Annotated in this window: 18 protein-coding genes and 1 tRNA gene; 15 read left to right on the top strand and 4 right to left on the bottom strand. The window is 61.3% G+C overall.

Annotated elements, in window-relative coordinates; genetic code table 11:
- Positions 1-33: 33 nt before the first annotated feature.
- Positions 34-1,371, bottom strand: a complete 1,338-nt coding sequence (locus BVG79_RS13735; RefSeq protein WP_236951427.1) for a Hint domain-containing protein — start codon at positions 1,369-1,371, stop codon at positions 34-36.
- Between the two features lie 1,903 nt (positions 1,372-3,274).
- Between BVG79_RS13735 and BVG79_RS05120 the strand changes: the two genes are divergently transcribed.
- From BVG79_RS05120 to BVG79_RS05080, 10 genes are all read left to right on the top strand, one after another.
- Positions 3,275-4,915: a TIGR04028 family ABC transporter substrate-binding protein gene (locus BVG79_RS05120; RefSeq protein WP_085785938.1), complete on the top strand. Its 1,641-nt coding sequence runs from the start codon at positions 3,275-3,277 to the stop codon at positions 4,913-4,915.
- A gap of 30 nt (positions 4,916-4,945) precedes the next feature.
- A complete protein-coding gene (locus BVG79_RS05115) occupies positions 4,946-5,884 on the top strand; it encodes an ABC transporter permease (protein ID WP_085785937.1) in 939 nt (312 codons plus the stop codon).
- Between the two features lies 1 nt (position 5,885).
- Positions 5,886-6,761 carry an ABC transporter permease gene (locus tag BVG79_RS05110; protein ID WP_085785936.1) on the top strand — a complete coding sequence of 292 codons (876 nt, stop codon included), beginning with the start codon at positions 5,886-5,888 and terminating at the stop codon, positions 6,759-6,761.
- Positions 6,761-8,392 carry a dipeptide ABC transporter ATP-binding protein gene (locus BVG79_RS05105; protein ID WP_085785935.1) on the top strand — a complete coding sequence of 544 codons (1,632 nt, stop codon included), beginning with the start codon at positions 6,761-6,763 and terminating at the stop codon, positions 8,390-8,392. Before BVG79_RS05110 ends, BVG79_RS05105 begins: the two co-directional genes overlap by 1 nt.
- Positions 8,393-8,405: 13 nt before the next feature.
- Complete coding sequence (locus tag BVG79_RS05100; RefSeq protein WP_198167889.1) at positions 8,406-9,140, top strand: SDR family oxidoreductase; 735 nt, start codon at positions 8,406-8,408, stop codon at positions 9,138-9,140.
- 40 nt (positions 9,141-9,180) lie between these two features.
- Positions 9,181-10,206 (top strand): putative FMN-dependent luciferase-like monooxygenase, encoded by a 1,026-nt coding sequence (locus tag BVG79_RS05095; protein ID WP_085785934.1) that lies wholly within the window; start codon positions 9,181-9,183, stop codon positions 10,204-10,206.
- A 29-nt stretch (positions 10,207-10,235) separates the two neighbouring features.
- Positions 10,236-10,838: a CMD domain protein gene (locus BVG79_RS05090; RefSeq protein WP_085785933.1), complete on the top strand. Its 603-nt coding sequence runs from the start codon at positions 10,236-10,238 to the stop codon at positions 10,836-10,838.
- 17 nt (positions 10,839-10,855) lie between these two features.
- Positions 10,856-11,452, top strand: coding sequence for an alkylhydroperoxidase domain protein (locus tag BVG79_RS05085; RefSeq protein WP_157115623.1), 597 nt, complete (start codon positions 10,856-10,858; stop codon positions 11,450-11,452).
- Between the two features lie 166 nt (positions 11,453-11,618).
- Entirely contained in the window at positions 11,619-11,780 is a 162-nt protein-coding gene (locus BVG79_RS13455; protein WP_157115622.1) for a hypothetical protein, read from the top strand.
- A 225-nt stretch (positions 11,781-12,005) separates the two neighbouring features.
- Positions 12,006-12,539: a hypothetical protein gene (locus BVG79_RS05080; RefSeq protein WP_157115621.1), complete on the top strand. Its 534-nt coding sequence runs from the start codon at positions 12,006-12,008 to the stop codon at positions 12,537-12,539.
- A 209-nt stretch (positions 12,540-12,748) separates the two neighbouring features.
- On the opposite strand, the gene BVG79_RS05075 is transcribed toward BVG79_RS05080, so the two are convergent.
- Together BVG79_RS05075 and ypfJ are read right to left on the bottom strand one after the other, a co-directional pair.
- A tRNA-Val gene (locus BVG79_RS05075) sits at positions 12,749-12,824 on the bottom strand.
- Between the two features lie 42 nt (positions 12,825-12,866).
- A complete protein-coding gene (gene ypfJ / locus BVG79_RS05070; protein ID WP_085785931.1) occupies positions 12,867-13,721 on the bottom strand; it encodes a KPN_02809 family neutral zinc metallopeptidase in 855 nt (284 codons plus the stop codon).
- 128 nt (positions 13,722-13,849) lie between these two features.
- On the opposite strand from ypfJ, the gene BVG79_RS05065 reads away from it, so the two are divergent.
- The 5 genes from BVG79_RS05065 to gluQRS all read left to right on the top strand — a co-directional run bounded on the left by BVG79_RS05065 (position 13,850) and on the right by gluQRS (position 20,155).
- Complete coding sequence (locus BVG79_RS05065) at positions 13,850-14,317, top strand: disulfide bond formation protein B (protein ID WP_085785930.1); 468 nt, start codon at positions 13,850-13,852, stop codon at positions 14,315-14,317.
- 80 nt (positions 14,318-14,397) lie between these two features.
- Positions 14,398-17,157 (top strand): DNA gyrase subunit A, encoded by a 2,760-nt coding sequence (gene gyrA / locus BVG79_RS05060; protein WP_085785929.1) that lies wholly within the window; start codon positions 14,398-14,400, stop codon positions 17,155-17,157.
- Positions 17,158-17,278: 121 nt separating this feature from the next.
- Positions 17,279-17,962 carry a hypothetical protein gene (locus tag BVG79_RS05055; protein WP_085785928.1) on the top strand — a complete coding sequence of 228 codons (684 nt, stop codon included), beginning with the start codon at positions 17,279-17,281 and terminating at the stop codon, positions 17,960-17,962.
- Positions 17,963-17,993: 31 nt separating this feature from the next.
- Positions 17,994-19,331: a methylenetetrahydrofolate--tRNA-(uracil(54)-C(5))-methyltransferase (FADH(2)-oxidizing) TrmFO gene (gene trmFO / locus BVG79_RS05050; protein WP_085785927.1), complete on the top strand. Its 1,338-nt coding sequence runs from the start codon at positions 17,994-17,996 to the stop codon at positions 19,329-19,331.
- Entirely contained in the window at positions 19,313-20,155 is an 843-nt protein-coding gene (gene gluQRS / locus BVG79_RS05045) for a tRNA glutamyl-Q(34) synthetase GluQRS (RefSeq protein WP_085785926.1), read from the top strand. The genes trmFO and gluQRS overlap by 19 nt, the downstream gene beginning before the upstream one ends.
- Here the strand turns inward: gluQRS and hisI are convergent.
- A complete protein-coding gene (gene hisI, locus BVG79_RS05040) occupies positions 20,145-20,504 on the bottom strand; it encodes a phosphoribosyl-AMP cyclohydrolase (protein WP_085785925.1) in 360 nt (119 codons plus the stop codon). The genes gluQRS and hisI overlap by 11 nt on opposite strands.
- Between the last annotated feature and the right edge of the window lie 40 nt (positions 20,505-20,544).

Genomic DNA, 20,544 nt, shown 5'->3' with positions numbered 1-20,544 from the left:
ACATGCGCGGCCCTTTCCAGTTTCACAGCCAAACTAGCTGATCAGCGGCCGATTGTTGCTGACATGACGCATCGCGAGCTTGCGGGCCTGCCGTCCGCTGGCCAGCGGACGGGCCGACGGCGCCGAATAGTCCAGATCGGCAAGTTGGGGGAATAGCTCAAGGATTTCCTCGCGCGCGGCCTTGCCAACGGCCATCAACGCCATCGGGCCGGTGTAGAGGGTCTCGGTCTGCGCGCCGTTCGAGAAGACAACTTCGTGCTCGTCCAGCAGGAAGTGGAAGTACTCGACCCCATCCGTTGTCTCGGCCACGTCAACACCATCCACAACCAAAAGCTGTTTTGCAGCCACCAGAACTTCGTTGCTACCCAGCATGCGCTCGGCCACTTTCGAGGATACGAGCACGCGGTGTTGGGGTGAAACGGTCAGGTCCATCACCGGCGTATTCCGCCCAAGGGCCCCGGCGCTGATGCGGATAGGCTTCAGGTTCGGGTTCGCCTCCAGCTCGGCCTGCTCGATCTTGACCGACCCGATCCAGCGGATCGGTTTCAAGCCGTTATCGAGTGTCATCACCAGATCGCCGACCTTCAGCGTCTCGATCGCGTGCAGACCAAAAGCCGTCTCGATCACGGTGCCAGCCGCGAAGCAAGGAATGACGTAGGGCGGCTCGCCGCTATCATCACCCGGGAAGGTGAAGGTGTCGTTGGCGCCGTCAAGATAAAGGTCACGGTTTGCAGCGTAAGCATTATACTCACTCTGCGTCATTTTGATCCGAACCGTAACCTGGCTAAATACCACCGTCCCATTGGTGAGTGTCAGATAGCCGCTATTAGCGTCATAGCCCGTGTATTGGGTTCCCCAAAAATTCTTTGGCTCGCTAAGCGCGTATACGCCATCGCCCCCGTAAGGAATGACAATCTTGTCGCCAGGCCCCATCGAATCCACGGTCAGGCTGAAGTTCGACAACAGGCCAACAGCCGGCGGATTAAACCGGAACACACCGTCGCCACTTCCGCTAAACGAGATAGTCGTGCTGTTTAGCAGGTCGGTCAACACACCCGCCAAACTGACAGCCGCAGCGTTCAGCGTAATGCTGCTGTCGCCATCAACATAAAGGGTGCGGCCAGATAGCAGGCTGACATCCAGAAGCCCTGCACCAATCGTCACATCTGCCCCGCCGGTCGCAATGATAGTGCTGTTTGACAGCGCGATCACACCCAAGATTGTCGTCAGATCGATGCTGCCGTTCCCATGGTAAACCACGTTCGGCGAGGTCAACGCATCTAGCCCGATCAGGTCAACGTTGGTCGGGTTCGTCGTTGTGTCAACGTAAACTGTTTCGCTTTGCAACAGTCCAAGATCGATAAGCGCCATTAAAGAATCCTCCAAATTGCTGAAGCTAAAGGACGCATCGAATTCATCAGTTGGTAACGCCTATGCAACATCAGCATGAGGACGGCATTGAAATGCCAACCGCACTGTATGCGCTACCCAAAGCACATAGTCTAGACGCTAATTTTAACTGAAAATCTCGATTTAAGGGGTCTAAACCCCTGATTTCACGTCCACGCCTCATTCCCCACATTGAACTTTATCAGCTGTGACTAAGACGCCAGCTACACAATTATTTCGCGCGCAGATCTAATCCAGTGGAATGTAAGTCCAATGTAACAGACAGCTTACGCGTATCGATTGGTATCTCTTGCGTGCAAGGCACACAGCAAACGAAAAACATTTTAAACTTTAAGTCAACAAAGATTCTGTCGCAAAAGTTAAAATAATTTAGGGGTTGATTTATGCTTTCCCTTATTTGATTAGGGATATGAAGGCGCTTCTAGGCGTCGCGGGGGATTGATTCTTAAGCAATATTTACTATCCAAACGTTACCTCATCCGCACGTGTTAATCATTTTTTTACAGAAAACGCAGGGTCGGCCTGGTAGATTATTGATAGCGACCTTCGTTTTTGGACTTTGAAAATAAGGCGCCAGCCACAAATCCGAACAAGATACACGCCACAGAGACGTCGTTTTAGCACAGCGAGAGCCACACCGGGCGCGGCGCATTTCACCAGAGTTTTGCGCCGAATCGGCACGGCTTCGGCTCAACATCTCGGAAATCAGCCACGAATAACCTTCCAGCCCCCGAGTCGACATGCCCAAATTAGAACAGTATTCTAACGGCACATTTCTGGTCGATGGAACGCCACGCTACCGCAGAAATCCTTTATTTTACGGCCAGAATATGCCGTACTCCTTAACAATATCGATCTAAGAGCGCGCTATGCGCAAATTTTCTGCCTGCCTTGCTAACGATGACAGGAGCCGCGCGCTGGGCTTTCGACATCTGATCGAAGGCTGTCGCCGCATAACGAGGCGCAACGTGAAACGTCCCGCAGCACCGCCCGTGGCATTGAATAGCTGATTAAGCCCCTCGGGTCGCAACAAGTGGACGATGGCCCACGCAAGGCTACAGCATTCCGCCGTGGTCGCAGCGCGTGAATAGTCTCCACCGGCACACACACGCGCCCGATCCAATCCGATACTTTCCAGCTAAGAGACGCCCTTCCGAACACCAGTGCCCGCTACACCCCAACGCACATCCATGACGGCTGTAGGTCAGCGGCAATAGTCCAATGTCAGAGGAAATACGTGCTGATCACCCTCACCCAGCATCGCACACGGGACATAGCGAACAACTGGTTTCAACGACAAATACCGTTCACGCCACGGTTGAGCGCATACCCCCAACATCTTACGGCGCTTCGGCAGTCATTTCTCAGCCATCGGTCTGATTGAAACCGCATGGTCGCCCTTGTCAGCAAGCGCACCATTCAGGCGCGGTGATTCTTGGGCCCGTCGCGCAGAAATTCCATTCACATGCTCACGTGACGACCCGCCCCGACGCGGCTGAATCTGACCCAGGGTCAAGAATCGGGGAACACAAATACTGTTTTCGCGCGAATCACGAAAACAATCACCTACGGCGCATAAGTAATATGGAAGCCGCTTCAGCGCCTAATCTGGTAGCACTTGCTGAGAAACAATCACCCCAGATCGGGGTGATATTAAAATAGAGCATTGCCAGAATCCCGATTCCACCCATGATGACATGTAAAGAAACACAACTGTCTTGCGGCGGGACGCGACCTGCCATGTGCTCAGCCACCAAGACAACTGACTGATAAATAACAGATTTATTCTGAATTTAGCATCCCAATGTGATCGGGGTGTACTCTAAACGTGCGCAACGCCTGCACTCAAAGAAGGGCTCGTTACATGATCCACACCTTGAAGCTCAAACTGAACCGCCGTCACTTCCTGCTGTCGACCGCCGCGATCGCCGTCGCCCGCCCTGCCTTCGCGCAAGAGGCCGCAACGCCCAAAACAGGCGGCACTCTGATTTATCTGGAGCGGCAACCCCACACCAACCTCTACCCCCCTGCGGGCGGTTTTTACCCCAACAGCGGCATCCTGAACCAAATCACCGACAAACTGCTGTGGCAAAACCCCGAGACGCTGGAACTGGAACCGTGGCTGGCCGAAAGCTGGGAGGTGAACGCGGATGCCACCGAATTCACCTTCAAACTGTTCGACGGCATCACCTTCTCGGATGGCACACCGCTGGACGCGGCTGCGGTTGCACTGAACTTCGACACATTCGGCCTTGGCAACCCCGAGAAGCGCTACCCGGTGTCCGAGGTGCTGGCCAACTATGTCAGCAGCGAAGTGATCGACCCGCTGACCGTGAAATTCACCTTCAGCCAGCCCTCGCCGGGGTTCTTGCAGGGCACATCGGTGATCGGGTCGGGAATTGTATCGCCGCAAACGCTGGACCACCCTTTCGACGATTTGGGTGACGCCACCAAGATCATCGGTTCGGGCCCGTTTGTGATCTCGGGCGAGGTTCTGGGCAAGGAAGTCGATTTCACCGCCCGCCCCGACTACAACTGGGCCCCCGCCAGCTGGGGTCATACTGGCGCAGCTTATCTGGACGGAATCAAGATGCTGATCGCCCCCGAAGACAGCGTCCGCATCGGCGCGCTGATCTCGGGCCAGGCCGACATCATCCGCCAAGTGCAATCCTATGACGAGCCGCAGGTCGAGGCTGTCGGCGCGATCATCTACGCCGCGCCTACCAACGGCGTGAACAATACGCTGGTCTTCCGTCCCGAAAACCCGCTGGTCGCCGATGCCAAGGTGCGCCAAGCGCTGATCCACGCGACCAACACCCAAGAAATCGTCGATACGATTTTCTCGCCGAACTACCCGCAAGCCACATCGATTTTGGCCAAGGGCGCGATGGGCTACGTCAACCTGTCGGATAAACTGGCCTACGACCCCGCGCTTGCCGCCCAACTGCTGGACGAAGCTGGCTGGACATTGGGCAGCGACGGCCTGCGCGAAAAAGACGGCGTCAAGCTGGCCGTCGCCTGCTACGAGGCGCTGGCCCAGCCGCAAAGCCGCGCCGTTCTGCAACTGATCGCCCAACAATGGGGCGCGGTCGGTGTGACGCTGCAAGTCCTGCCGATGGATAGCAGCTCGGCCGCGCTGAACGTGCTGGATCCGGCGCTGGCCCCGGTGCTGAACAGCATGGTCGGCCGCGCCGATCTGGATGTGATGCGCAGCTTCTTTTCGCCCCAGGCGCGCAACAATATGCTGCAGGTCGGTGGGCTCGGCCAAGGCAAAAGCTTTGTCGACGAGACGATGAACGATCTGCTGGAAAGCATCGCAACCGCCGCCGACCCCGCCCAGCGCGCCGCATTGGGGGCAGAGGCCCAGAACTACGTGATCGACAACGGCTACGTCGTCCCCCTGTTCGAGGAACCCCAAGTCTTCGGCGCGCAGGCCTACGTCAAGGGTCTGGCGTTCGATTCCGTCGCGCGCCCGTCGTTCTTCAACGTCTGGCTGGACAAGTAACGCCCTACGCCGAAAAGGAAAATCGACACAATGGCGCGCTACCTGATAAATCGTCTTTGGCAAGGGCTGCTGGTACTGTGGGCGACGTTTACCATCGCCTTCATCTTGCTGCAGGCCCTGCCCGGCGATGCCGTAATGCTGAAATTTCTGCGCCCTGAATATGGCCTGAACCAACAGCAATTGGCTGAAATCATGCAGTCCTACGGCAGCGAAACATCGTTTTTGCAGAAATACGTCACAACCCTCTTTGACTTTCTGCGGGGCGATTTCGGGCATTCCGTCGAAAACGGCGTGCCGGTCAGCGCGTTGATCGCCAGCAGCCTGCCCGGCACGCTGATACTGGCGCTGATGGGGTTTGTCGGGGCCGTCATTCTGGCCAGTGCTGTGGCATTGTTGTCGACTTTCGCACCCTTTCAATGGCTGCGGCGGCTGTTCGCGTCGCTGCCGCCATTGTTCGCCTCGGTACCGGTATTTTGGGTCGGGATCATGCTGATCCAGATCTTCTCGTTCCGCCTGAAATGGGTTTCGGTCATCGGGGCGGGCCCGCTCGAGGCGCGCATCCTGCCTGCGCTGACGCTGTCGATCGTAATCTCTGCCGCGCTGGCCCAAGTGTTGATGCGCAATATCGACGACACTTCGGTACAACCCTTCGTCAGCGTTGCGCGGGCCAAGGGGGCATCGTTCCGCTGGGCGTTCTGGCACCACATCCTGCGCAACACGCTGGTGCCGACGCTGGCGATTGCGGGCGTGCTGTTCGGCGAACTGCTGGCGGGCGCGGTGGTCACCGAAACTGTCTTTGGGCTGAACGGTATCGGCGTTCTTACCATCAATGCGGTGAACAACCAAGACGTCGCTGTGCTGGAAGCCATCGTCGTTATCTCTGCCGTGATTTTCGTGGCGATCACCCTGCTGATCGATCTGGTCGCCCCCCTGATCGACCCCCGCCTGCGCGCCGCGAAGGGAGCGTGACATGACCGACAACATCACCCGCACCCCGACCGACCTCGCCCCCTACCAACGCAGCGTGCTGCAGCGCATCGGGCAGCGCGTCCTGTCGCTGCAGCCCACCACAATCATCGCGATCATCATTTTGGTCATCGCGCTGGTGGCCGCCGTTGCACCGCAGCTTTTCACCGGTCAAAATCCACTGGTCGGCACCCCGTCCGAACGCCTGCAAAAGCCCAGCGCCGCCCATTGGTTCGGCACGGATATGCTGGGCCGCGACCTATATGCCCGCGTGATCTATGGTGCCGTCCACACGCTGACCGGCGCGGTTCTGGCGGTCGTGGTGGGGCTGATCCTCGGCGCGACGCTGGGCATCATCGCTGGCGCGTCGCGCCAATGGGTCGACGATGCCATCATGCGCCTGACCGATGTGATGCTGGCGATCCCGACGCTTCTGCTGTCGCTGAGCGTGCTGATGCTGACGGGCTTTGGCACCATCAACATCGCCATCGCGGTGGGTATCACCACCATTGCCAAATTCGCACGGCTGATCCGGTCCGACGTCGCACGCGTGGTGCGCAGCGAATATGTCGAGGCCGCCTACGGCAGCGGCGGCACGTTCTGGCGCGTCTTGTGGCGCCACGTTCTGCCCAACTCGATGAACTCAGCCATCTCGCTGACGGCGCTGCAATTCGGCCTCGCCATCCTCGAAATCTCGACCCTCAGCTTTCTGGGCTTCGGCAGCCCGCCGCCCACCCCCGAATGGGGCCTGCTGATCGCCGAGGGGCGCAATTACATCGCAACCGCATGGTGGCTGACGACCATCCCCGGTCTGGTCGTGGTGGCTGTCGTCTTGTCGGCCAACCGCCTCAGCCGTGCGCTGATCGAAGGTAGCAAATAATGAACACGCGCGAAAACACACCGCTGCTGGACGTCCGGAACCTCAACATCAGCTATCGCCAAGGGCAGACCACCAAAACCGTCGTGCGAGACGTGTCGTTCAGCATCGCCGCAGGCGAGACCGTGGCCTTGGTGGGCGAATCCGGCTCAGGCAAATCGACGACCGCGCAATCGATCATCGGGTTGCTTCCCCCCAATGGCCGCATCGAAACCGGCACCATCACCCTGAACGGCACCGATATTGCGGGCTGGTCGGGCAAACGGATGGATACCGTGCGCGGCAAGCACATCAGCCTGATCCCGCAAGATCCGGCCAGTTCGCTAAACCCCGTGCGCACCATCGGCGCCCAAATCGGCGAGGTCTTCCGCCTGCATGGCGAGAAAGACCGACAGCTGATCGAGACCCAAGTGGTCGAGCTGCTGGACAAGGTCGGCCTGACCCAGCCCCAAATGCGCCTGAAACAATACCCGCACGAGCTGTCGGGCGGTATGCGCCAGCGCGTGCTGATTGCAATGGCCGTGGCGCTGCGCCCGCAACTGATCATCGCGGACGAGCCAACAAGCGCGCTCGACGTCACCGTGCAGCGCCGCATTCTGGACTTGATTGATGCCCTGCGCGCCGAATACGGCACCGCGATGCTGCTGGTTACGCACGACCTGAACATGGCCGCCGACCGCGCCGACCGTGTCATCGTGCTGAAGGGCGGCGAAATTCAGGAAGACGGCCCGGCGGCGCGCGTCCTGTCGGCCCCCACCAGCGCCTACACCAAACAATTGCTAGCCGACGCGCCATCCTTGGCCCCGGCCACGGCCCGCGCCCCCATTGCGGCGGGCACAGCGAAGAACATTATCGAAGTGCACGACCTTGTCGTCGACTTCCCGCTTGATGGCGGCAAGCTCTACCGCGCTGTCGATCATGTCAGCTTCAGCGTGGCGCGCGGCACCACGCATGCGCTGGTAGGTGAATCGGGGTCGGGCAAGACGACAACCGCGCGCCACATTATGGGCCTGGGCCGCGTCACCGGCGGCACGATCCGCGTGCTGGGCCAAGACCTTGCGACCCTGACCAAGGCCCAGCGCCGTCTGCACACCCGCAAGGTGCAGATGATCTATCAAAGCCCCTATAACTCCATCGACCCGCGCCAAACCATGTTCAAAGTGATCGAGGAGCCGCTCCTCAACTTTGATCCGATCAGCCCCGACGTCCGGCGCAAGATGGTGGAGGACATCGCCGACCGCGTGCAACTGCCGCGTGCCATCCTTGCTGCTACCTCGGCCAACCTGTCGGGCGGGCAGCGCCAGCGTGTCGCCATCGCGCGCGCCCTCATCCTCAACCCCGAGGTTCTGGTTCTGGACGAGGCCGTCTCGGCGCTGGACGTGACGGTGCAGGCGCAGATCCTTGCCCTGCTGGAAACGCTGCAGCGTGCGCTGAACCTGACCTATGTCTTCGTCTCGCACGACCTGTCGGTTGTGCGCCAAATCGCCGACACGGTCTCGGTGCTGCATCACGGCAAGCAGGTCGATTTCGGCCCCGTCGAGCGCGTCTTCACCGCCCCGCAGGGCGAACATACGCGCGACCTTATCCAATCCATCCCGGGGCGCACCCGCGCCCTTGCCGACCCTGTCGCTTGAACCCGAGGCTGACGTGACACACGCAAAACCATTCGACCCGACGCAAATCCCCACCGACAAACCCATTGCCATCGTCACCGGCGGTGGCAGCGGCATCGGGCTGGCTATTGTCCACGATCTGGCGCGCGACCATACGGTCATCGCGACTGGCCGCGACAGTGCAAAGCTGGCCCGCTTGGCCGAGGTCGCAAACGTCATCCCCGTGCAGCTGGACCTGATGGCCCCGCAAGACATCCTTGCCTTTGCCGCAGCCTTCACACATCTGGATGTGCTAGTGAATTGTGCCGCGCTGTCAGACTGGAAATCGCTGGAACAGGCCCGTCAATCCGATTGGGAGGTCACCTTCCAAACCAACGTCTTCGCCCCGGCCGAACTGACGCGCGCCCTGCTGCCCGCCCTGCGCGCCAGCAAGGGGCAGGTCGTCTTCATCAGCTCGGGCGCGGGGGTGCGGCCGGTGAAAAACCATATCGTCTACACCGCATCGAAACACGCCCTGCGCGGCCTGACCGATACGCTGCGCCTCGAGGAAGTCGCCAACGGCGTGCGCATCGCCACGGTCGCACCCGGCCCCACTGACACCGACCAGAACCGCGCGAACCGCGCCGCAACTGCCGCCGACGGGATCGGCGCCGCCGCCGAGGGCGAGCTGAGCGACCCCGCATCGGTCGCCAAAGGCGTGCGCGTCGTCATCGACACCCCGCGCGATTCCCAAATCACCGACCTTGTGATCAGGCCGCTGCTTCTTTGAACCCCACCAGACCATTCCAATCAAAAGCCAGAGACATAGCATGACACCAAAGCGTATCGGATATTTTTCGCGCCTGCTGGACGATGTGACCGCCGCTCAGCGGTACCAACTGGTCGCCGAACAGGTGAAAACCGCCGAGTCGTTGGGATATGCCACCGCATGGGTTGCGCAGCACCACTTCCACAAAGATGAAGGCGGCCTGCCCTCGCCCTTCCCGTTCCTGTCGTGGCTGGCGGCCAGCACATCGCGCATCCGCCTGGCCACGGGCATCATCACGCTGACCATGGAAGACCCGATCCGCGTGGCCGAGGATGCAGTGGTCACCGACATCCTCTCGGGCGGGCGGCTCGAGGTTGGCTTCGGCTCGGGCGGGACACCGCAATCCTACGCCGCGTTCGGCCGCCAATTCGCCGAGCGTCGCGAGATTTACAGCCACAACCTGTCAACCGTGAAAGCCGCATGGGCCGGCGAGGATCTGGGCGGCGGCAACCGCATCTACCCCTCGGGCGCTGGTCTGCTGGACCGTGCTTGGCAGGCAACCTTCAGCGCCGATGGCGGCGCGCGCGCGGGCGCGGATGGCGACGGGCTGCTGCTGTCGCGCACCCAGCCCCGCCCCGCAGATAACCCCAACGCATCGCTGCAAGACCTGCAGATGCCGATTGTCGAGGCCTATCTGAAAGCCCTGCCCGCAGGCCGCACGCCGCGCATCCTCGCCTCGCGGTCGGTTTTCGTGGCCGATAGCTATGAAGACGCGCTGTATTGGGCACAAAAGGGCCTCGACCGTTACGCGGCATGGTGCAGCGCCACGGGCCGCAATATCCCGACGGGTGATTATCTGGAGCAGATCAAAACATTTGACATGATCATCGGCACGCCCGACGATGTGGCCGAACAACTGTCGCGCGACGAAACCAACGATGCCGCGACCGAGGTTTCGATCCAAGTCCACTCGGTCGATCCGCCGCAAGCGCAAATCCTGCGCTCGCTCGAACTGTTTGCCACGAAAGTCGCACCCGCGCTGGGCTGGGGAACACCCGCCGCCACCCCGCTGCGCCAACCGGCCTGAACACACACGCCCTACCGATAGGATGACGGATGACTGACCAAACCCTGATCGAACAGCTTGCGGGCATAGCGCCCGACAGCCCCATCGGCCAATCGTATGCCCGCCGCAGCGATGCGCGCACGCATGCCGAACTCAGCTACCAACTGCTGATCCACCCCGAAACCCCCGGCCCCGTCTCGCTGCCTGAACGCCGCGCGATCGCCTATCTGGTCGCCGCGCTTTACGGCGCGTCCGAAACGACCACGCTTTACGAAACCCTGCTGCGCGCGGCAGCGCCAGAGCTGGCCGAAGATCTGGTGCTGGCGATCCCGCGCGAGCTGGCAGACGCCGCCGGCCCCTTTGGCCACTACCCCGCAGGCCCGCTGTCGGCCGAGGACGAAGACGGCCCTGTCTGGGAACCCTCCGCCCCGCTGGCCGCCAGCATCGGCCCGAAACTGGCCGCGGCGTTAGCCCATGCACACATGCTGGCGCTGCACCCGCGCGACGCCAGCATCGCCGCGCTTGCCGCGCTGGGCGCCGCCGGATGGGACGAAGACGGCGTCGTCGTCCTGTCTCAGATCGTCGCCTTCGTCAGCTTCCAAATCCGTGTGGTGACCGGCCTGAAGGCGCTGGTCGACGCCGAAGCCGCCTGAACCCGAAGGGACCCGCCATGAGCTTTACGATTTCATACCCCGAGAACCACGAGCCCAACGTCTTCACCGTCGAGCAGCTGGACTGGCTACCTTGGATCGCCCCACTGGCCGAAGAAGACCTGACCGAGGCGCATTACGACGGCTTGGTCGACCGCGCCCGCGCCAAATCGGAATACTTCCGCCTGCTGGCCCGCGACCCTGCTGTTCTGGGCGCGCGCACGCGCACCGACAAGGACATTTTCTACACCAAAGGCGGCCTGCCTCGGCCCGACCGCGAGCTGGCCGCCGCGGCCGTCTCGCGGTTCAACGGCTGCATTTATTGCGCCTCGGTCCACGCGCGTTTTGCGATCCAGTTCTACAAAAGCGACACCGCCGCACTTGCCCTGTTGCGCGACGGCGTCACCGCCGACCTCCCCGCGCGCGAGGCGCTGATCGTTGAAACTGCGGTTGCACTGACAAAAACCCCCGTCGCCTTTGGCGCCGAGAACGCCCAAAAACTCTACGACGCGGGCCTCTCGCGCGACGAGGCGGTGGACTTGATCCAATCAGCCGCCTTCTTCAACTGGGCGAACCGGCTAATGCTGTCGCTGGGTGAACCCGGCAAAATAGCCTAACACCCCTCTAACGCCGGCGCCCCCCGCGCCGGCGCTTTCGCGCGCATGCCCTAACGGCGCGGCGGGCCATCTGTCGCTTTTTCCGGCATATCGCTCGAAAGGGTTTGCATCTGCCATCATCACAGGTGCTAGTTCGTAGCAGACCCTTAGCGACAAAGGCCTGAGCATGCCCCAAACCCTTGCATCGCATGACGATTACCTAATTACCTACCATCCCGTTCAAGATGGAAGCGTGGCGGCAGGGCCCTTGGTCATCACGTTCGGCGGGTTCATGGCCGACCTGAAGCCCCATGGCTTCGGCACTAGTTGGTGCCGCGCATCGGGCTGAGATAGCATCTATGTCGCCCCCAGACGCGGGACACAGTTTCAGGGCCTCGCGCTCGAGGCGTTTTTTGATGCCGTATTGCCCGTGATCGATGGGCGCGATGTTGTAACTTATGGGGCAAGCCTTGGCGGATACGCTGCGACCTATTTTGGTGGCGCGATCGATGCACGTATCGTTGCCGCATCCCCCATGTTGCCCGCTTGGCCCCCCTTGGGTCGCCAGAAGCATATGATCCCCATTGCCCACACCCCCTTGCCGGATGCTCCCAGCAGCGCGTCTACGCCCGTGGTGATATTTGACCCGCATGTTGCGGATGACGCGCGCTTCATCTCCGATCTGGTCACGCCCGCCTACCCCGCGCTGCGCAAGATCGAGGTGCCCTATGCTGGTCACACCGTCTTGCAATTCCTTGCGAACGAGAAAGTCATCAGCCGCGTTATGCGCGCGCTTATAGGCGAAGACGAGATTGTCGCCTTCACCGCCGAGGGACGCGAAAATCCGATCTGGCACTTCAATCGCGCCAAATCTCTGCGCGGGAAAGACCCCGCTGCGGCACTGGCACACTACCAAAAATCCATCGACCTAGCGCCCTCGCCACAATCCATCGGGCCCTTCCTGACACTATGCATGCAGCGCAATATGCTGGACGCCGCGCAAACCATGATTGATTGGACACAGACGCAGGAGAGTCCAAACAGCCACATCCCTCCAGCCATCGCCGAGCGTGCCGCCGAAATGGGGTTGAGGCTAAACGCAGCGTAAGCCCGACGTGAGATTAAAACGCCCCGCAATGTTCTGGCAGCCTGCGGATCGCCACAGCGAAGGCTTGGCTATTACGGCGTGCCACTGAAGCGACCCATCACCAGTCTATCACGCGAAAAGCGCGACGGATTGAGCGCGGATCACGGGGTGCCAAACTCTTCAGCCAACCGCCGACCACTTCGCTATAACATTGTAACTGATTGATTTCATGGTGGGCGGTGAGGGACTCGAACCCCCGACATCTTCGGTGTAAACGAAGCGCTCTACCAACTGAGCTAACCGCCCGACCATACGCAGCCTTTAGCCTATGAAATTCGGCTTTGCAAGCTATAGCGTAGCGTCAGAAAACGTATCGCAGCTATCGACCCGCCCCGTTTCCAGCCCCGTCTCGAACCAGTGCTGGCGCTCGGCCGAAGTGCCGTGGGTGAAGTTGTCGGGGCGCACGGCTTGGCCTGCGCGGCGCTGTAGCGTGTCGTCGCCAATCTGGCCGGCTGCGTTCATCGCCTCGGCAAAGTCGCCGCGTTCGATCGCGCCGATCTTGTCTTGTGCAACATTGGCCCAGACGCCAGCGAAACAGTCGGCCTGCAGCTCGATCATCACCGAAATCGCGTTCGACTGCGCTTCGGTCGATTGGGCGCGCAGGCTGTTGGCTTGCGAAAGAATACCCAGCTGGTCCTGCACGTAGTGCCCCACCTCGTGCGCCACCACATAGGCCGCGGCGAAATCACCTTCCGCGCCCATCTGTTGGCTAAGAACGTTAAAAAAGTCGGTGTCGAGGTAAACCTTTTTGTCGTTCGGGCAATAGAACGGGCCCGTCGCGGCCGAGGCGCCGCCGCAGGCCGACTGGGTCATGCCCGAAAACAGCACCAAAGTTGTGGGCTGATAGTGCGCATTCAACTGATCGCGAAAAATGTCCGTCCAGACTTCCTCGGTATCGGCCAAGGTGACGGCCACGAAATCACCTGCTGCTTCATCTTGCGCGCTCAGCTGGCCTTGGGTCTGCGGCTGACGCCCGGCACTGTCATCCAGTAGCGGCGTAAGATCGATACCCATGAAATACCCGATCACCACAATCGCCAGCACACCCAAGCCGCCACCGCCACCGATGACCAGCCCGCGCCCACCACCGCGACCACGGCGGTCGTCGATATTGCTGCTTTGCCGCCGCCCTTGCCACTTCATTCCAGCATCTCCTCGTCCCATATATCTGCAATAATAACCACGCCTGCGTGAGAATCCAGCGTGGCCCCTTGCCAAAGCAGTCGACACATTGTTCGTGGTATCAAAGTTCCCTTTGAACGAGCCAAGATATGACTTTGAACCGCCTTATCTCTGTCGCGACCGGCGGGTCGATCGCCCTGATCGCCGGTGCGCTGTTTTTTCAAACCATCGGCTACCCCCCTTGCGCGATGTGCCACTGGCAGCGCTGGCCACACTATACCGCCATTGTGATCGGCATTCTGGCGCTGATCGTCCCTGCCCCGCTGCTAAAGCGGATTCTGGCCGGTCTTGGCGCACTGGCGCTGTTCACCACATCGGGCATCGGCCTGTTCCATGCGGGGGTCGAACAAAAATGGTGGCCGGGCCCGCAAAGCTGCACAGGCAGCGGCCTGGGCGGCCTGAATGCGGGCGATCTGCTGTCGGTCGACGGGCCGCGCATGGTCATGTGCGACCAGATCTCGTGGGCGTTCATGGGCATTTCGATGGCAGGCTGGAACGCTATCTTCTCGTTCCTGATTGCGCTTGTCTGGCTGCGCGCGGCGATCAAAGGGCGCTGAACCCGTTCTGATTGATTGCGAAACCGACCTTGGGGGTGTTATACCTGTCACATAATGACTAACGGCAACAGGCACCCGACGTGAGCGACACCCCCGACCTTCCCGAGACCGACGCGGAAAAGACGCCCGAGCGCCCGATCCACGCCGGTCCCACCGTTTCGATCGTACAGGAAATGCGCACCGCCTACCTCGATTACGCCATGAGCGTGATCGTATCGCGCGCCATTCCCGACCTACGCGACGGGCTGAAGCCTGTGCACCGCCGCATCCTGTTCGCCATGGACGAGGCGGGCAACACCCACGACAAACCCTTCCGCAAATCGGCCCGCGCTGTGGGCGATACGATGGGTAAATACCACCCGCACGGCGACAGCTCGATCTACGACGCGCTGGCGCGGATGGCGCAAGATTTCTCGATGTCGCTGCCGCTGATCGAAGGCCAGGGCAACTTCGGCTCGATGGATGGCGATAGCCCCGCCGCAATGCGCTATACCGAGGCGCGCCTGGCCAAAGTCGCCGCCTATATGATGGCCGACATCGACAAAGACACCGTCGATTTCCAAGACAACTATGACGGCAAGGACAAAGAGCCGACCGTCCTGCCCGCCCGCTTCCCCAATATGCTGGTGAACGGCGCCGGCGGTATTGCCGTGGGGATGGCGACGAACATCCCGCCCCACAACCTGGGCGAAGTGATCGACGCGACGATTGCCCTGATCAAGAACCCCGATCTGACCTCGGAAGACTTGATGCAATACGTCCCCGCCCCCGACTTTCCGACCGGCGGCATGATTTTAGGCCGCTCGGGCGCGCGCAAAGCGTACCTCGAGGGGCGCGGCTCTATCCTGATGCGCGCGCGCAGCCACGTCGAGGAAATCCGCAAAGACCGCTGGGCGATCATCGTCGACGACATCCCCTATCAGGTCAACAAATCGGCGATGATCGACAAGATCGCCGAAGCGATCCGCGACAAGCGGATCGAAGGGATCGCCCATATTCAGGACGAATCCGACCGCAATGGCGTGCGCGTCGTGATCGAGCTAAAGCGCGATGCCACCGCCGATGTGGTGCTAAACCAGCTATACCGTTTCAGCCCGATGCAAGTATCGTTCGGCGCGAACATGCTGGCGCTGAACGGCGGTCGCCCCGAGACACTGACGCTGTATCGGTTCTTGCAATGTTTCATCGACTTCCGCGAAGAAGTCGTCGCCCGCCGCACCGCGTTCGAGCTGCGCAAGGCGCGCGAACGCAGCCATATCCTGTGCGGTCTGGCCGTGGCGGTCTCGAATGTCGACGAGGTTGTGGCGACGATCCGCTCCTCCGCCGACGCGGCCGAGGCGCGCGAAAAGCTGATGACGCGCCGTTGGCCCGCGATGGATATCGCCGAATACATCAAGCTGATCGACGATCCGTCGCACACGATGAACGATGACGGCACCTACAACCTGTCCGACCTGCAAGCCCGCGCCATCTTGGAACTGCGCCTGCAACGCCTGACGCAACTGGGCGTCAAGGAAGTCACGGACGAGCTGCAGGAACTGGCCGCGAAAATCCGCGACTACCTCGACATCCTGTCCTCGCGCGAGCGGGTTCTGGGCATCATCGAGGGCGAATTGACCGAGGTAAAAGAACTGTTCGCCGTGCCCCGCCGCACCGAAATCGCGGATTGGGCTGGCGATCTGGACGACGAAGACCTGATCGAACGCGAAGACATGGTCGTAACGGTGACCTCGGGCGGCTATATCAAGCGCACTGCGCTGGCCGAATTCCGCGCGCAAAAGCGCGGCGGCAAGGGCCTGTCGTCGATGGCGACCAAGGACGAGGATGTCGTCACCGCGCTGTTCGTCGCTAATACACACACCCAACTGCTGTTCTTCACGACCGACGGCATGGTCTACAAGCTGAAATGTTGGCGCTTGCCGCTAGCAGCACGCACCGCGCGCGGCAAGGCGATCGTCAACATCCTGCCGATCCCGCAGGGCGTCACCATCGCTGCTATCATGCCCGTCGACCGCCCCGATAGCGAGTGGAGCGAGCTGCAAGCCGTCTTCGCGACCTCGGACGGCGATGTGCGCCGCAACGCGCTGTCAGATTTCACCAACGTCATGCGTAACGGCAAGATCGCGATGAAGCTGCCCGAAGGCGTCAGTCTGGTCGATGTGAAAATCGCCTCGGAAGATGACGACGTACTGCTTGTGACCAACTCGGGTCGTGCCATCCGCTTCCAGACCACCGATGTGCGCGTGTTCAAGGGCCGCGATTCCACCGGCGTGCGTGGCATCCGCCTGCAAGGTGATGACCGCGTGGTTTCGATGGACATTATCAAGCACTTCGAAGCTGATCCCGCCGAACGCGCCGCCTACCTGAAGATGCGCCGCGCCATCGAAGGCGTGACCGAGGAGGTCGAAACCGACGAGGACGAAGTCGAAGCCGGCGCCATCACACAAGAACGCTATGCCGAGATGTCGGCCTTTGAAAATCTGATCCTGACCATCACACGTTCGGGTGCGGGCAAGCTGTCGTCCAGCCACGACTACCCCGTGCGTGGGCGCGGCGGCATGGGCGTGCGCGCCATGGATGCGGCCATGCGCGGCGGCGATCTGGTCGCGGCCTTCCCCGTCGAAATGGACGATCAGGTCATGCTCGTCACCTCGACCGGCCAGTCGATCCGGGTTCCGGTCAAGGGCATCTCGTTCCGCTCGCGCGGGGCTGGCGGGGTGCGGGTGTTCAACACCGGCACCGACGAATTCGTCGTCTCGGTCGCGCGCATTGCCGAAACAGGCGCCGATGACGAAGGGCAGCCAGACACGCCACCCGATGCAACGGCCACAGATGCCTAAACCTTCAAAGGGTCGCCATTGGCGGCCCTTTGCCATTTTTGTGATCGGGCGTTAGAGGGGTTGCATCGCCCCGCGATTATCCGCATCCTGATCACAAAATATAACAATCCCGAGCAGTAAAATGAAAAAAATCCTGATCGCCCTGACCTGCGTGGCCCCCCTGCCTGTCGCCGCGCAAAGCTTTACCGGCGCCGAACTGTCGGCCGAGGTCAGCTACACCACCGGTGACAATGCGCTGGGCTTTACCTCTTACGCGGGTGCCGCCGAATTTCAGGTGATGGGCCCCCTCAGCGTCGCCGCCGACTTCTCGTTCAACGGCTTCGGCTCGCTGGATGCCAGCGCGCGCAACTTCACCCTGCACGGCAGCTACGACACCGGTTACGACATCAACGGCGGCGTTTTCATCGGTTATGATGATTTCGATGGCGCGACCTCGACGATCTATGGTGTCGAAGGCAAATTCCAACTGCCCGGCGCCGCGCTGGAAGGGTTCCTCGCCTATGCGGACGGCGACCGCGACATGAAGCTGGTCGGCGTTGAGGGTGAATTCGCCCTGACGAGCGAGATTTACCTGACCGGCAAAGCTGGCTTCGGCTCGTCCGATCTGGATGACGCCTCGCGCGTGGGCTTCGGCGGCGAGTATCGCTTTGCGCAAGGCCCCATCGCCTATGGCGAAATCGGCCGCCTGTCGAACGATGGCGGCAGCGAAAACTACATCGCCGTTGGTGCCCGCGTGGCGCTGGGCTACGCCCCCGGCACGACCTTTGGTCGCCGCGGCATCGCCGACGTTCTTCGCGGCTATTGACCTTGGCGCATGGCCCTGCGATGGCAGGGCCATGGACAAGATTCTTCACATTGTTGGCGGCGGCATGGCCGGCTCGGAAGCCGCTTGGCAGGCCGCATCTGCGGGTATTCCCGTTGTAATTCACGAAATGCGCCCCGTTGTGGGCACATTTGCACACCGCACCGGCAATCTGGCCGAAATGGTCTGTTCCAACTCGTTCCGCTCGGACGATGACGAACAAAACGCCGTCGGCCTGCTGCATTGGGAAATGCGTCAGGCGGGCGGCCTGATCATGGAAACCGCCGCGCGCCATCGCCTGCCCGCAGGCGGCGCACTGGCGGTCGACCGCGATCCCTTCTCGCAAGATATCACCGACCGTTTGCGCGCGCACCCATTGGTGCAAATCAGCGGCGAGGAAATCACCGAACTGCCCGACCAAGGCCACTGGATTTTTGCAACCGGCCCGCTGACATCAGGCAATCTGGCCGAGGCGATCCGCGCTGAAACCGGCGCCGACAGCTTGGCATTTTTCGACGCTATCGCCCCCATCGTCTATGCCGACAGCATCGATATGTCGGTCGCGTGGAAGCAGTCGCGCTACGACAAAGGCGAGACCGAGGAAGAGCGCCGCGCCTACATCAACTGCCCGATGACGCGCGAAGACTATGAAGCCTTTATCGACGCGCTGATGGTTGCTGATAAAACCGTTTTCCACGAAGGCGAAACTGCGGGCTATTTCGACGGCTGCCTGCCGATCGAAGTGATGGCCGAACGCGGCCGCGAAACCCTGCGCCACGGCCCGATGAAGCCGGTCGGCCTAACGAACGCGCACAACCCCACTGAAAAGCCCTACGCAGTCGTGCAGCTGCGCCAAGACAATGCACTTGGGACGCTGTACAATATCGTCGGCTTCCAGACAAAAATGAAGTATGGCGCGCAAACCAATGTTTTCAAAATGATTCCTGGTTTGCAGGATGCCAGCTTTGCCCGCTTGGGCGGCATCCACCGCAACACGTTTATCAACTCGCCCACACTGCTCGACAATAAGATGCGCCTGAAATCGCGGCCGAATATCCGCTTCGCTGGCCAGATCACCGGGGTCGAGGGGTATGTTGAATCCTCGGCCATGGGGCTGCTGGCGTCGCGGTTGGCCATCGCCGAAATGCAGGGGCGCAGCCTGCCCGAGGTGCCGAACACCACCGCAATGGGCGCGCTGATGCACCACATCACCGGCGGGGCCGATGCCAAGACGTTCCAGCCGATGAACGTGAACTTCGGCCTCTTCCCCCCGATCGACGCCAAAGGCGGCCGCCGTGGCCGCGCCGCGCGCTACAAAGCGTACACCGATCGTGCCAAGGCGGACTGGCTGGCATGGCTGGCAACGGCCTGATCACGCGCTTTGCGCCATCGCCTACGGGGCCGCTGCATCTGGGTCATGCCTATGCAGCGGCCGTCGCGCACAAACTGGCCCGCGACAGCGACGGCACGTTTCTGCTGCGGATCGAAGACATCGACCAAAGCCGCGCCCGGCCCGCGTGGGAAGCCGCGATTTACGATGATATGCGCTGGCTTGGCCTGCAGTGGGATGGCGCGGTGATGCGCCAGTCCGACCGCGCCGCCGCCTATCATGCTGCGCTGCAAACCCTGTGGGATATGGGGCTGCTCTACCCCTGCACCTGCAACCGCCGCGACATCGAGGCAGCCGCTTCTGCCCCGCAAGAAGGCGCGCCGCGTCTGGGGCCGGACGGGCTGGTCTACCCCGGCACATGCCGCCACAAACCCAAACCCGCGCAGATGCCGAACGACATCCCGCTGCGGCTGGATGTGACGCGCGCCGCCGTGCAAACCACGTTTTTCGAACAAGGGCGCCCTGTCACCACAACAGCGCAAGAATACATCGACGGCATCGGCGATATCGTTCTGGCCCGCCGCGGGATGGGCACGTCCTACCACCTGTCGGTCGTGGTCGATGACGCGGCGCAAGGCATCACGCTGGTCACGCGCGGCGCCGACCTGTTCGATGCCACCGCCATCCATGTGCTGTTGCAGCAGGTGCTGCACCTGCCGACGCCCGCGTATTTTCATCACCGCCTGATCCGCGACGACAATGGCAAGCGGCTGGCCAAGCGCGACGATGCGCGCGCCGTGGCCAGCTATCGCGACGCGGGGCTGACCGCGCCGCAAGTGATGGCGCTGCTCGCCCCTATTCCATAGGCTTCATCAGTTCGACCTGCTCGCCATCGCGGATCGCGGTGAAAAAGCAGCTGCGACGGTTGGTGTGGCAGGCCGGCCCCTCTTGATGGACAATGGCCAGCAGCGCATCGCCATCGCAATCATAGCGCAATTCCACCAAATGCTGCACGTGGCCCGACGTTGCGCCCTTGGCCCAAAAGCTGTTGCGCGAGCGCGACCAATAGGTGACGTGGCCGGTTTCCAGCGTGCGGGTGATGGCATCCGCGTTCATCCACGCCAGCATCAACACCTCGCCGGTGCTTTTCTCTTGCGCGATCACGGGGATCAGGCCGTCGGCATTGTAAGTCAACTGTGATGGGTCGAAGGGCATGGCGACTCCTTGGCTTTTGGGCGGCGATGGGCTAGCGGGT

The organism is Ketogulonicigenium robustum (genome assembly GCF_002117445.1).
Taxonomy (GTDB): Bacteria; Pseudomonadota; Alphaproteobacteria; order Rhodobacterales; family Rhodobacteraceae; genus Ketogulonicigenium; species Ketogulonicigenium robustum.
Note: the sequence above shows the minus strand (reverse complement) of the source record. Positions and strands in the feature narration are given on the sequence as shown.